Here is a 13,208-nt window from a genome sequence, read left to right on the forward strand (position 1 = left end):
GCGGAGTGACGAAATGAGCAAGGAACTGTTGCTGGTAGTGGACGCGGTGGCCAACGAAAAGGGCGTGCCGCGCGAAGTGATCTTCGAGGCCATCGAGGCCGCGCTGGCTTCGGCCGCGAAGAAGCGCTACCACGATGAGGACGTGCTGGTCCGCGTCAGCATCGACCAGAAGGACGGCAGCTACGAGACTTTCCGCCGCATGGAAGTGGTCGCCGACGACGTGGTCATGGAGTCGCCGGACCGCCAGATCCGCCTGATGGACGCGATCGACGAAGTCGAAGGCGTCGAGGTCGGCGACTACATCGAAGAACAGATCGAAAATCCGGATTTCGGCCGCATCGCCGCCCAGGCCGCCAAGCAGGTCATCGTGCAGCGCGTGCGCGAGGCCGAGCGCGCCCAGGTCGTGGACCAGTGGAAGGACCGCGTCGGCGAGCTGGTCACCGGCATCGTCAAGCGCGTGGAGCGCGGCAACATCTACGTCGACCTGGGCGGCAACGCCGAGGCGATCATCCCGAAGGACAAGGGCATTCCGCGCGACGTACTGCGCGCCGGCGACCGCGTGCGCGGTTTCCTGTTCGACGTGCGCACCGAGCCGCGCGGCCCGCAGCTGTTCATCAGCCGCGCCGCCCCCGAATTCATGATGGAGCTGTTCAAGCTCGAAGTGCCGGAAGTCGGTCAGGGCCTGGTCTCGATCAAGGCCTGCGCACGCGATCCGGGCGACCGCGCCAAGATCGCCGTGCTCGCCCACGACAACCGCACCGATCCGATCGGCGCCTGCATCGGCATGCGCGGTTCGCGCGTGCAGGCGGTGTCCAACGAGCTCAACGGCGAGCGCGTCGACATCGTGCTGTGGTCGGACAACCCGGCCCAGTTCGTCATCAACGCGATGGCGCCGGCGGAAGTGCAGTCGATCATCGTCGACGAAGAAAAGCATTCGATGGACCTGGCCGTGGCCGAAGACCGCCTGGCCCAGGCGATCGGCAAGGGCGGCCAGAACGTGCGCCTCGCCAGCCGCCTGTCGGGCTGGCAGCTCAACGTCATGACCCAGGACCAGGTCACGGCGAAGTCCGAGGCCGAACAGTCCTCGGCCCGCCAGCTGTTCCAGGACAAGCTCGAGGTCGACGAGGAAATCGCCGGCATCCTGGTCTCGGAAGGCTTCAGCACGGTCGAGGAAATCGCCTACGTGCCGGTCGGCGAGCTGCTGGCGGTGGAGGGCTTCGACGAGGACATCGTCGAGGAACTGCGCGCCCGCGCCCGCGACGCCCTGCTCAACGAGGCGCTGGCCGCCGAGGAAGAGCTCGACGAGCACCAGCCGGCCGCCGATCTGCTGTCGCTGGAAGGCATGGACGAGTCGCTGGCCTTCACGCTCGCCTCGCGCGGGGTGGTCACGCGCGACGACCTGGCCGACCTGGCGACCGACGAGTTGACCGATATCGAAGGCGTCGACGAGGAACGTGCCGCCGCCCTGATCATGGAAGCGCGCAAGCACTGGTTCGAATGAGGTGACACACGTCGCAAGAGGCTCAAAGAGCGTCTTGCGGCACACCGAGACCGGCCTGGCCGGCCTCGGATTCGCAGGATCGGGCATCGGCCCGGTCCGCGGGCAGGCCAAAAAGGTCTGTGCGAGCCGGTCGTGCGGCGCGCGCGGAGCTAGAATGGCGCCATCACGCGCGGGACTCGTCCCGCGCCACGAGGACACGGAAACCGAATGTCGCAGCAAACCACCATCCGCAAGCTGGCCGAACTGGTGAACACGCCGGTCGAGAAGTTGCTGGAACAGCTGGCCGAGGCCGGCATGAAGTTCAGCGGCCCCGACCAGGTCGTGACCAGCATCGAGAAAGTCAAGCTGCTCGGCTTCCTCAAGCGCGCTCACGGCAAGGTCGACAAGCCGGCCGAGACCGACGAGGCGGCGAAGAAGATCACGCTCAATCGCAGCCGCAAGCAGGAAATCACCGTCGGTGGCGGCAAGAACCGCACCACCGTCGACGTGGTCGTGCGCAAGAAGGTGACGCTGGTGAAGCCGAACGAATCCGGCCAATCCATCTCGCCGGACGACGAACGCGCCGAGATCCTGCGCAAGCTCGAAGAGTCCAAGCAGCGCAACCTCGCCGAACAGCAGCGCCTGGCCGCCGACGACCAGCGTCGCGCCGACGCGGCCGATGCGGTGCGTCGCGCCGCCGAGGAAGCTGCGCGCGCCAAGGCCGAGCAGGCCGAGGAAGAGCAGAAGACCAAGCTCGCCGACGCCAGCGTCGTCGTCGCGGCCGCCGAGGCCGCTGCAGAGACGACCACGGCCGTACGCAAGCCGCCGACGACCCACGGTCACGGCCATCCGAAGCCGGCCGCGCCGGCTCCGGCCCGGGTCGACCACAACGCGCCGCGCCACAAGACCCGCGGCTCGCACGCGATGGTCGCCGGCGTCGAGGACGACGATGCGGCCAACCGCTTCGCCGGCCAGCTGCATCTGAGCGCCTCCGACCGCGCCCGTCGCACCAGCAGCTCGCGCGGCAAGTCGCGGCCGCAGCCGCGTCGCCAGTCCGAGCAGTCGCGCTCCGGCGGCGGCCAGCACGGCTTCTCGCGTCCGACCGCACCGATCGTGCGCGAAGTCGCGATCGGCGAGACCATCACGGTCGCCGACCTGGCCCAGAAGCTCGCCCTCAAGGGCGGCGACGTGGTCAAGGCGCTGTTCAAGATGGGCGTCATGGCGACCATCAACCAGAGCATCGACCACGACACCGCCGCGCTGGTGACCGAAGAACTCGGCCACACCGTCGTGCGCACCAACGCCAATGCCGCCGAGGACGCGCTGATCGCGCACGCCGAGGAAGTGCAGGGCGACAAGGTCGCGCGTCCGCCGGTGGTGACCATCATGGGTCACGTCGACCACGGCAAGACCTCGCTGCTCGACTACATCCGCCGTACCAAGGTCGCCTCGGGCGAAGCCGGCGGCATCACCCAGCACATCGGCGCGTACCACGTCGAAACCGCGCGCGGCGTGATCAGCTTCCTGGACACCCCGGGCCACTCCGCCTTCACCTCGATGCGCGCGCGCGGCGCCAAGCTGACCGACATCGTCGTGTTGGTGGTCGCCGCCGACGACGGCGTCATGCCGCAGACCAAGGAAGCCGTGCAGCACGCCAAGGCGGCCGGCGTGCCGCTGATCGTGGCGATCAACAAGATCGACAAGTCCGGCGCCGATCCGCTGCGGGTCAAGAACGAGCTGCTCGCCGAGGGCATCGTCGCCGAAGATTTCGGCGGCGAGACCCAGATGGTGGAGCTGTCGGCCAAGACCGGCGACGGCGTCGACGATCTGCTCGACGCGATCTCGCTGCAGGCCGAAGTGCTGGAACTGCGTGCGGTGCCGATCGGCCGCGCCACCGGTACGGTCATCGAATCCGCGCTCGACAAGGGCCGCGGCCCGGTCGCGACCGTGCTGGTCCAGCAGGGCCAGCTCAAGAAGGGCGATTACCTCGTCTGCGGCGTGCAGTACGGCCGCGTGCGTGCGCTGTTCGACGAAACCGGTTCGCAGGTGCAGGAAGCGGGTCCGTCGATCCCGGTGCAGGTGCTCGGCTTGTCGGGCGTGCCCGATGCCGGCGACGACTTCGTGGTCGTCGAGGACGAGCGTCTGGCCAAGGACGTCGCCCAGCAGCGCGACGCCAAGCGCCGCGAATCGCGCCTGGTCGCCGCTGCCGGCAACCGCATGGAAGACATCATGGCCCAGATGGGCAAGGGCGAGGGCCAGCTGAGCCTCAACCTGGTCATCAAGGCCGACGTGCAGGGTTCGGTCGAGGCGCTGCGCCAGTCCTTGATGGCGCTGTCGAACGACCAGATCCGCATCAACGTGATCAGCTCCGGCGTCGGCGGCATCACCGAGTCCGACGCGAACGCGGCGGCCACGGCCAAGGCCACGGTGATCGGCTTCAACGTCCGCGCCGACGCCTCCGCGCGCCGCATCATCGAAGGCAACGGCGTCGACCTGCGCTACTTCTCGATCATCTATGACGTGATCGACCAGGTGAAGCAGGTGGCTTCGGGCATCCTCGGCGTCGAGATCCGCGAAGAAATCATCGGCATCGCCGAAGTGCGCGACGTGTTCCGCAGCTCCAAGTTCGGCGCGGTCGCCGGTTGCATGGTGGTCGAAGGCGTGGTCAAGCGCAGCAAGCCGATCCGCGTCCTGCGCGACAACGCCGTGGTCTTCGAGGGCGAGCTGGAATCGCTGCGCCGCTTCAAGGAAAACGTCGACGAAGTGCGCAACGGCACCGAATGCGGTATCGGCGTGAAGGCCTACAACGACGTCAAGCCGGGCGACCAGATCGAGTGCTTCGAGCGAATCGAAGTGCAGCGGACGCTGTAAGACAGGGAATCGGGAATCGGGAGTCGGGAATCGCAAGGCGGTTATCGGCAACCGGTTCCCCCTTCCGCTCTACCGATTCTCTTTCCCGTTTCTCGTTTCCCGGATCCACATGCCCAGCAGCAAATCGTTCCATCGCACCGACCGCGTTTCCGCCCAGCTCCGCCGCGAGCTCGGGACGCTGGTGCATGAGGCTGTGCGCGAGCACAACCTGCCGTCGGTAAGCGTTTCCGACGTCGAGGTCTCGCGCGACCTGGCCCATGCCAAGGTGTTCGTGACCGCGCTGCAGGCCGAGCGTTCCAAGGAGGCCGTCAAGGCGCTCAAGGAACTCTCGCGCGAGCTGCGTTACCAGCTGGGCCGGGCGATGAAGCTGCGTCACGTACCCGAACTGCATTTCCATTACGACGATTCGGTCGATCGCGGCGAGCGCATCGGCATCCTGTTGCGCGATCTGCCGCCGCTGGAAACCGACGCTGAAGCCGACGGCGATCAGGCCGCCGGCGAAAGCGACGGCGACGCCAAGCCGGAGTAAGCGCAGGCAGGCGCTGGCGCCCGGTCCGTCGGTCGGTACCGGCGCGAAGCCGCCAAGTCCGGCGCAGTCGTTCGCGATCCGCGAGGACTCGATCGTGGCTCTGTCCGATCCACGCGCGCGGCGCGTCTCGCAGCACCCCGACCGCCTTCGCGCGGCGTTCTTTCCCTTCTTTCTTGCCCGAGCAGGAGCCCTCGCATGTCGCAGCCACCGCCGCGTTACGGCGCGCCGATTTCGTTAGCGGCCGCCGGCCGGGTCATGCGCGCCGCGCAGGCCGAGGCCGAACGCCTGCAATGGCCGATGGTGATCGCCATCGTCGACAGCGGCGGCCATCTGGTGATGTTGCACAAGCTCGATCAGGCGCAATATGGCAGCATTCCCGTGGCCCAGGCCAAGGCCGAGACGGCGGTCAAGTTCCGCCGTCCGACCAAGGCATTCGAAGACGCGGTCGCTGCCGGCGGGTTGGGCCTGCGACTGCTCGGAATCGATGGTCTGTTGCCGTTGGATGGCGGGCTGCCCCTGATCGTGGGCGGCGAGTTGATCGGTGCGATCGGCGTGTCCGGGATGCAGGCGGTTCAGGACGCGCAAATCGCGCAGGCAGGGGCGGACGGCTTGCTTGAACACGACGCGTAAACGCAATTGGCGCAACGTCGACGGCTTGCTGCTGCTCGACAAGCCCCCCGGCATCAGCTCCAACCAGGCGCTGCAGCAGGCACGTCATCTGTTCCGCGCGGAGAAGGGCGGCCACACCGGCAGCCTCGACCCGCTCGCGACCGGCCTGCTGCCGCTGTGCTTCGGCGAAGCGACCAAGATCGCCGGGCTGCTGCTCGGCGCGCGCAAGGCCTACAGCGCGACCGCGGTGCTCGGCCTGACCACCGACAGCGACGACGCCGACGGCGCGCCCCTGCTGGAACGTCCGGTGCCCGAATTCGACGACGCGGCGATCGAAGCCGCCTTGGCGCCCTTACGCGGCCCGATCCGCCAGCGCGCGCCGATCTATTCCGCGCTCAAGCAGGGCGGCGAACCGCTGTATGCGAAGGCCCGCCGCGGCGAAGTCATCGAAGCGCCCGAGCGCGACGTCGTCGTCCACTCTCTGAGCGTGACCGGCCGCGACGGCCCGCGCCTGGAGCTGCACATCGAATGCGGCTCCGGCACCTATGTGCGCAGCCTGGTCCGCGACCTCGGCGAGGCGCTCGGCTGCGGCGCTCACGTCGCGACCTTGCGCCGGCTCTGGGTCGAGCCGTTCATGCAGCCGCGCATGATCACCCTGGATGCGTTGCGCGAACTGGCCGAGCAGGGCAGCGACCCCGCCCTCGACGCCTGCCTGCTGCCGATCGAGGCCGGGCTGAGCGGTTTCGGCCGGGTCAGCCTGGATGCCACCGCGGCCGAGCGCCTAGGCCATGGCCAGGCGGTCAGCTGCGAGCCCGGCGAACCGGGCCTGGTGGCGGTGTTCGGCGAAGCCGGGCGCTGCCTGGGCCTCGGTTTACGCCAGGCCGAAGGGCGGCTGCAGCCGCAGCGCCTGTTCCGTTGGGCGGCGCAAGGCGGCTGAGCGGCTGCCGCGAGGCGGCAGCAACCACAGAACCGAATCGCAACGGGCGGGGGCCGCAATGAAATCCATCGTTTGTGCGGCGCTGGCCGGTTTGCTGGCGATCGCTGCTCCGGTATTCGCCGATGAGCCCGAATGGCTGCAGCGGCTCGATCGAAGCCGCCCGGAAACGGTCGCCGAGCAGGCGCGCGGCTGCGCAGTCTCCAATGACGGGTTGTGTGCAGCCTATCTCGCCGATCCAGCGGTGCTCAGGGACATTCGCGAGGTGTTCACCGAGGTTTTCGAGCAGGTCGAGCCCGAGTTCATTCCCTTGGAATTCCTGGAGGTGCTGGGCGGCAAGACGCCAGCGGAACTGAAAGCGCTGGACGATGCCCAGTTCTTCGCGACCTTCCTGGCAGGCCTCACCCGGCAGCCTGGGGTGCAGCGAGTGAAGAGTCTGACTCTCATCGGCGGGCTCTACGAAGGGGCCGACCTGTATCACGCGGTGGGACGGGCGACCTATGACGCAAGCGGCGGGGCCGGTCCGGCCTGGGAGATGCGGATCATCAGTCTGAGCAAGGTCGACGGGCGCTGGCGGCTGCAGCCGCCCAAGGATTTCCAGCAAATACGCCATTTGTTGAAGCGACTGCGTTCGCGGCCAGGCAGTCCCTGGGCGCCGGAAGCGGCCGGGCAGGCGGCGGGAGAGGCCGAGCCGGCGACCAGTAACTGAACGGGTGTCGCAGCTGTCCGGGCGGGCACCGCCCAGTGACCCACGGGTCGCATTCGCCGCCGCGGGCTGGTACAATCCCGCCGCTTTTCAAGCACTTCCAAACGGGACCTGCTTGGACGGCAATCCTCACTAAAGCAAGCGGCGGGCCAGGCGGTGCGTCGGGGCGATTTTGTCGCGACCGATTCGCTTCTGCGGGCCCCGCATCTACAGAGAACATAAGTCATGTCGATCGACACCAGCAAGATCATTGAAGACAACAAGCGCGGCGCCGCCGACACCGGTTCGCCGGAAGTCCAGGTCGCCCTGCTCACCGCTCGCATCGAGTTGCTCACCGGCCACTTCAAGCAGCACAAACAGGATCACCACAGCCGCCGCGGCCTGCTGATGATGGTCAACCGTCGTCGCAGCCTGCTTGACTACCTCAAGCGCAAAGACGGCGATCGCTACAAGGCTCTGATCGAAAAGCTCGGTCTGCGCCGCTAACCGGACACCCAACCGCGGCGCAGCGATGCGCCGCGGTTTGTTTTGGCGGGCATGAAAACCCGCGTGGCGCTGCAGGACGCAACGCCGCCTGCGCTTGATGAGCGCATGGCTTCGACCTGGCGAAACCGGGTCACGTGCAACGCGGCCGGTCGGACCGGCGCAACGCACACCCACCTATTGGTCGCCGGCGCCGGCGACCGACCGGAGCGGGGCAAGGGCCCCGACCGGAACGCATAGATACCGAAGGAACCCACCCGTGGCAAAAATTACCAAGACCTTCCAATACGGCAACCATCAGGTGACCCTGGAGACCGGCGAAATCGCCCGTCAGGCCGGCGGCGCCGTCATCGTGAAGATGGAGGACACCGTGTTGCTGGTGACGGCCGTCGCCGCCAAGAGCGCGCGCGAAGGCCAGGACTTCTTCCCGCTCACCGTGGATTACCAGGAGAAGTTCTACGCCGGCGGTCGCATCCCGGGCGGCTTCTTCAAGCGCGAAGGCCGTGCGACCGAGAAGGAAACGCTGATCTCGCGCCTGATCGACCGTCCGATCCGTCCGCTGTTCCCGGAGGACTACCGTAACGAAGTCCAGATCATCGCCACGGTCATGTCGATGAATCCGGAAATCGACGGCGACATCCCGGCCCTGATCGGTGCCTCGGCTGCGCTCGCGCTGGCCGGCACCCCGTTCCAGGGCCCGATCGGCGCGGCCAAGGTCGGTTACAAGAACGGCCAGTACCTGCTCAACCCGACCGCCGCCGAGCTGGCCGAATCCGAGCTCGAGCTCGTCGTCGCCGGCACCTCGAACGCGGTGCTGATGGTCGAATCCGAAGCCAAGATGCTGTCCGAGGACGTCATGCTCGGCGCGGTGATGTTCGGCCATCGCGAAATGCAGAAGGTCATCAACATCATCAACGAGCTCGTCGTCGAAGCCGGCACCAAGCCGTCGACGTGGGAGGCTCCGGCCAAGAACGAGGCGCTGATCGCCGCGCTGAAGGAAGCCGTCGGCGGCCAGCTCGCCTCCGCTTTCCAAGTGCGCGACAAGCTGCAGCGCCGCGACGCCATCGGCGCGATCAAGAAGGACGTGCTGCAGAGCCTCGCCGGCCGCGCCGAAGCCGACGGCTGGAGCACCTCGGAGCTGTCGAAGGAATTCGGCGAGCTCGAGTACCAGACCATGCGTAACTCGGTGCTCGACACCAAGGTCCGCATCGACGGCCGCGCCCTCGACACCGTGCGTCCGATCGCTTCGCGCGTCGGCGTGCTGCCGCGTACCCACGGCTCCTCGCTGTTCACCCGCGGCGAGACCCAGGCCATCGTGGTCGCCACCCTCGGCACCGCGCGCGACGGCCAGATCATCGACGCCGTCTCGGGCGAGTACAAGGAACACTTCCTGTTCCATTACAACTTCCCGCCTTACTCGGTCGGCGAAGCCGGCCGCATGATGGGCCCGAAGCGTCGCGAAATCGGCCACGGCCGCCTCGCCAAGCGCGGCGTGCTCGCCGTGATGCCGACGATGGAAGAATTCCCGTACACCATCCGCATCGTCTCGGAAATCACCGAGTCGAACGGTTCGTCCTCGATGGCTTCGGTCTGCGGCAGCTCGCTGGCGCTGATGGACGCCGGCGTGCCGATCAAGGCGCCGGTCGCCGGCATCGCGATGGGCCTGGTCAAGGAAGGCGACAACTTCGTCGTCCTGTCGGACATCCTGGGCGATGAAGATCACCTCGGCGACATGGACTTCAAGGTGGCCGGCACCTCCGAGGGCATCTCGGCGCTGCAGATGGACATCAAGATCCAGGGCATCACCGAAGAGATCATGAAGGTCGCGCTGGGCCAGGCGAAGGCCGGCCGTCTGCACATCCTCGGCGAGATGGCTCACGCCCTCACCGAATCGCGCACCGAGCTGTCCGAGTACGCGCCGCGTCTGCTGACCATGAAGATCCACCCGGACAAGATCCGCGAAGTGATCGGCAAGGGCGGCTCGACCATCCAGGCGATCACCAAGGAAACCGGCACCCAGATCGACATCCAGGACGACGGCACCATCGTCATCGCTTCGGTCAACGCCGCCGCCGCTCAGGCCGCGAAGGCGCGCATCGACCAGATCGTGTCCGACGTCGAGCCGGGCCGCATCTACGAAGGCAAGGTCGCCAAGATCATGGACTTCGGCGCCTTCGTGACGATCCTGCCGGGCAAGGACGGTCTGGTCCACGTCTCGCAGATCTCCAACGAGCGCGTCGAGAAGGTCAGCGACAAGCTCAAGGAAGGCGACGTGGTCAAGGTCAAGGTGCTGGAAGTCGACAAGCAGGGCCGTATCCGCCTGTCGATGAAGGCCGTCGAAGAAGGCGAGGGCGTCGTCGCCGAGTAATCGGCACGCGCAACGTCGGATTCGAGAAAAGCGGGCTTCGGCCCGCTTTTCTTTTGTGCGCCGTTTAGCTTCGCGCCTGCGGCGGAAGCAGCCGGCGACATACCGGCAGGCATTGCCTGGGACAGTCGCGGCGGATCGACTTGCGCCGGGCTCGCGGATGGGCTTCCATCGTGGCCGAACCCTGCCTCGACTGCGGTTCGACCAAAGGAGAACGCCGAGATGCGAAGGAAGCTGCTGTTAGGTCTGGCGACCGCGATGCTGGCCGCGCCCGCGGCGGCGCAGCCGTCGTCAACGCAAGGCGGTGCACCGTCCTCCGTCGCGGCCGTGGCGGCCGTGGCGCCGCCGCCCATCGTCGACATGGAGGTGGTGGTGGTTTCCGGCGTGCAGCCGGGGCCCGGCCTGTGGAAATTCCACAAGGGCGACCGCGTGTTGTGGATCCTGGGAACGCTGTCGCCGCTGCCCAAGGAGATCACCTGGCTGTCGCGCGACATGGATGCCGCGATCGCACAATCGCAGCTCGCATTGCAGCCGCCGCGCCTGTCGGTCAGCGCCGATATCGGCCTGTTCGGGCGCCTGTCGTTGTTGCCTTCGATGCTGAAACTGCGCAAGAACCCCGGCGGCGCGAAACTGCAGGACGTGCTGCCGGCGGACTTGTATGCGCGTTGGCAGGTGTTGAAGCTCAAATACATCGGCCGCGACAACAGCGTCGAGAACTGGCGGCCGCTGTTCGCGGCGAGCGAGCTGTATCGTGCGGCGCTGAAGAAAAGCGGTCTCGACGAAACCGGCATCGTCGGGCCGGCGATCCGCAAGGCGGTCGAGGCGGCCGGGATCGAAACGCGCTCCACCAGCCTGCCGCTCAAGGTCGAGGATCCGAAACAGACCCTCAAGGCCTTCAATGCGACCACGCTCGACGACGTGGCCTGCTTCCGCAAGACGCTGGACCGGCTCGAAACCGACCTGGCGATCATGACTACGCGCGCCAATGCCTGGGCCACCGGCGACATCGACGCGCTGCGTGCCTTGCCTTACGAAGATCAGCACGAGGCTTGTCTGAACGCACTGACCGGCTCGGGCTTCTCGCAGAAGCTCGGTATGGACGATGTCCAGGCGCAGATGGCCGAGCACTGGTATCACGCCGTCGACGGCGCGCTGAAGGAACAGCGGGTGGTCTTCACCGTCCTGCCGATATCGCAGTTGCTCAAGGCCGACGGCGTCGTCGCCAAGCTGCAGGCCAAGGGCTTTGAGGTCGAGGCGCCGTAACCGGCCGCAAACGGTCCATTCCGGCGCCGGGACGCGCCTGTCCGCTGCGCCGATGCCGCGGCCCATCCCAAGGCGATTCCATCGACCCAGGAGGACGCCGGCCGTCGCGAGCGGCCGGCGTCCTGCGCGCGATCAGTGTTCGAGCACGCTCACGCTGGTCACGTATTGCGAGTCGGCGGTCCACGGCGAGGGATTGCCGACGCCGAGACCGACCTGCAGGGTCTTGCCGGCGATGTTGCCGAGGTCGAAATAACGCATCGGCACCAGTGCGCCCGGGCACCAACTGCGCGGGTTGGTGGTGTTGTTGTTTCGGAAGATGCCCGGGTTGCCGCGCGGGCTGAACTGCTCGTAGCTCGCGCAATCGATCTTGGTGCTGAAGGTCGCGATCTGCGTGCCGTTGAGCTTCACCGCGATGTTGGTGTTGGTGTATTCCTGGCCGCCGCTGGAAGCGCCGTAGCCGGCGATGCTGACCGCGAGGGTGGCGATGCCCAGGTTGGCGGTGTGCGAGACGGTGGCGGTGGCGATGCTGTCGTCCTTTTCCGACGAGCGCGACAGCAGGTCGATCACGTCGGGGTCGCTGCCGGGCGTGAGCGCCTGGGTGGAGACCAACGCCAGCGAGTACTTGAAGCCGACTTCGGCGATCGCCGGGTCGGTCACGCCGTGTTGTTCGCAGGCATCGCCGCCGTATTGCGGATTGGCGCCGCCGCTGATGCCGACCCAGATGTCGCGGTCGGGGTTGGCCAGCGCCGCGGCATAGGGGTTCATCGGCGCATCCGGATACAGCCGGGTCGCTTTCGCGCCCTGCCACATGTCGCTGAACGGCGAAATGAAATCGGTGAAGGTCACCCGCGGCGTGTCGACGGTGGGCGCAATGCCCTTCGGCGTACTGATGAAGAAGGCCGAGGCGAAGCGATCGTAGGGGTCGCACTGGGCGTGATAGACGATGCGCAGGGCGACGTCGTCGCCGATCTTGGCCTTCTCGGCGTCGCTGAGCTTGCGCGCGTACTCGGTGCCGCGCTTCCACATCAGCACGCCCGCGGGCGGCGTGTAGGTGGTCGGCTCGGTGCTGCGATAGATGCCGAATTGCGGCACCTGGTCGAGCACCTGCACCAGCTTCTCGGTGGCCGGCGGCGCGTCGTGGACCTCGAACTCGTAGATGCGCGCGGCGCTGTCGCTGCCCTGGGTCGGCGTGGCGATGTTGAGGCGGACGTAACGCGCGCTGGTCGCCGCGATCGGGTGCGTGCTGACGTTGGCGGTGTTGTTGCTCACGCTGACCGCGGTGCTCCAGGCGTTGCCGTTCGCCGAGGTCTGGATGTTGAAGCTCTTGCTGTTGAACGACGCCGGTTCGACGCCGGCGCCGGCATGCTTGATCACGAAACTCGATATCGAACGGCTGGCGCCGAGATCGACTTGCAACCAGCGGCTGCTGGCCGCGGAGCAGAACTTGTCGCTGTTGCCGCCGCCGGTGCTGCCGTTGAAAGCCTTCGCCGGCGCTTCGTTGGCGTTGCAGGCGGCCGAGCCGGTGGCGGGTTTGTTCAAGGCGAGGTTGGCGGCCGAGGCCGTGCCGGCGAAGCCCAGACATAGCAACAGGCTTGCGAACTGCAAACTCGTGAACTTCAGGCTAGTGAACTGCAGGCTCGTCAACTGCAGGCTCGTCAACGTCAGGCCTGTGTGCAGGCCCGGCCGGGGTGGAGCGCTCTGTCTCGATGGCATGAGGATGTCCTTGTCGGTGCGAAGGCGGCCGGCTCGACGATCGTTGCCGCGAAGGGGCTGCAGCAGGGGACGACTGGAACTGGCCAGGAACGGCGGGGCGCCGCCGCGACGGGGACCGACCGGAACGGTTTAGATCGATCCAATCGCGAGATTAGTGGAACCCGGCAGCGCACAACCCAGGCCTGCGCCCGCGCGGAGGGCGATTTAAGAGCAGCCGTCCGCAGTTTCGGATCGCGCTTCGATGGAGCGCGGGCG

10 protein-coding genes are annotated in these 13,208 nt (G+C 67.1%); 9 read left to right on the plus strand and 1 reads right to left on the minus strand.

Annotation, left to right across the window (positions count from 1 at the left end):
- Window positions 1-13: 13 nt before the first annotated feature.
- The 9 genes from nusA to LC490_RS09990 all read left to right on the plus strand — a co-directional run bounded on the left by nusA (window position 14) and on the right by LC490_RS09990 (window position 11,240).
- Complete coding sequence (nusA, locus tag LC490_RS09950; RefSeq protein WP_031370866.1) at window positions 14-1,501, plus strand: transcription termination factor NusA; 1,488 nt, start codon at window positions 14-16, stop codon at window positions 1,499-1,501.
- Window positions 1,502-1,708: 207 nt separating this feature from the next.
- Window positions 1,709-4,351 (plus strand): translation initiation factor IF-2, encoded by a 2,643-nt coding sequence (gene infB, locus LC490_RS09955; RefSeq protein WP_031370865.1) that lies wholly within the window; start codon window positions 1,709-1,711, stop codon window positions 4,349-4,351.
- 109 nt (window positions 4,352-4,460) lie between these two features.
- Window positions 4,461-4,880, plus strand: coding sequence for a 30S ribosome-binding factor RbfA (gene rbfA, locus LC490_RS09960; RefSeq protein WP_223620089.1), 420 nt, complete (start codon window positions 4,461-4,463; stop codon window positions 4,878-4,880).
- Between the two features lie 195 nt (window positions 4,881-5,075).
- Window positions 5,076-5,510 (plus strand): heme-binding protein, encoded by a 435-nt coding sequence (locus LC490_RS09965; protein WP_031370863.1) that lies wholly within the window; start codon window positions 5,076-5,078, stop codon window positions 5,508-5,510.
- Entirely contained in the window at window positions 5,494-6,426 is a 933-nt protein-coding gene (truB, locus tag LC490_RS09970) for a tRNA pseudouridine(55) synthase TruB (RefSeq protein WP_031370862.1), read from the plus strand. The genes LC490_RS09965 and truB overlap by 17 nt, the downstream gene beginning before the upstream one ends.
- A 58-nt stretch (window positions 6,427-6,484) precedes the next feature.
- Window positions 6,485-7,132 (plus strand): hypothetical protein, encoded by a 648-nt coding sequence (locus LC490_RS09975; protein WP_223620090.1) that lies wholly within the window; start codon window positions 6,485-6,487, stop codon window positions 7,130-7,132.
- A gap of 222 nt (window positions 7,133-7,354) precedes the next feature.
- Window positions 7,355-7,615, plus strand: coding sequence for a 30S ribosomal protein S15 (gene rpsO, locus LC490_RS09980; protein WP_031370860.1), 261 nt, complete (start codon window positions 7,355-7,357; stop codon window positions 7,613-7,615).
- Window positions 7,616-7,871: 256 nt separating this feature from the next.
- Window positions 7,872-9,980, plus strand: coding sequence for a polyribonucleotide nucleotidyltransferase (pnp, locus tag LC490_RS09985; RefSeq protein WP_223620091.1), 2,109 nt, complete (start codon window positions 7,872-7,874; stop codon window positions 9,978-9,980).
- A gap of 219 nt (window positions 9,981-10,199) precedes the next feature.
- Complete coding sequence (locus LC490_RS09990) at window positions 10,200-11,240, plus strand: TraB/GumN family protein (RefSeq protein WP_223620092.1); 1,041 nt, start codon at window positions 10,200-10,202, stop codon at window positions 11,238-11,240.
- A 132-nt stretch (window positions 11,241-11,372) separates the two neighbouring features.
- On the opposite strand, the gene LC490_RS09995 is transcribed toward LC490_RS09990, so the two are convergent.
- Window positions 11,373-12,953 (minus strand): discoidin domain-containing protein, encoded by a 1,581-nt coding sequence (locus tag LC490_RS09995; RefSeq protein WP_223620093.1) that lies wholly within the window; start codon window positions 12,951-12,953, stop codon window positions 11,373-11,375.
- Between the last annotated feature and the right edge of the window lie 255 nt (window positions 12,954-13,208).

Source organism: Lysobacter sp. ESA13C, assembly GCF_019970005.1.
In the GTDB taxonomy this organism is placed as follows: domain Bacteria; phylum Pseudomonadota; class Gammaproteobacteria; order Xanthomonadales; family Xanthomonadaceae; genus Lysobacter; species Lysobacter antibioticus_B.

What these genes read in the sequence shown, in the direction of transcription:
- nusA (WP_031370866.1), top strand. Translation starts at nt 14, where the DNA reads ATGAGCAAGGAACTGTTGCTGGTAGTGGACGCGGTGGCCAACGAAAAG.
- infB (WP_031370865.1), top strand. Translation starts at nt 1,709, where the DNA reads ATGTCGCAGCAAACCACCATCCGCAAGCTGGCCGAACTGGTGAACACG.
- rbfA (WP_223620089.1), top strand. Translation starts at nt 4,461, where the DNA reads ATGCCCAGCAGCAAATCGTTCCATCGCACCGACCGCGTTTCCGCCCAG.
- LC490_RS09965 (WP_031370863.1), top strand. Translation starts at nt 5,076, where the DNA reads ATGTCGCAGCCACCGCCGCGTTACGGCGCGCCGATTTCGTTAGCGGCC.
- LC490_RS09975 (WP_223620090.1), top strand. Translation starts at nt 6,485, where the DNA reads ATGAAATCCATCGTTTGTGCGGCGCTGGCCGGTTTGCTGGCGATCGCT.
- rpsO (WP_031370860.1), top strand. Translation starts at nt 7,355, where the DNA reads ATGTCGATCGACACCAGCAAGATCATTGAAGACAACAAGCGCGGCGCC.
- LC490_RS09990 (WP_223620092.1), top strand. Translation starts at nt 10,200, where the DNA reads ATGCGAAGGAAGCTGCTGTTAGGTCTGGCGACCGCGATGCTGGCCGCG.
- LC490_RS09995 (WP_223620093.1), bottom strand. Translation starts at nt 12,953, where the DNA reads ATGCCATCGAGACAGAGCGCTCCACCCCGGCCGGGCCTGCACACAGGC.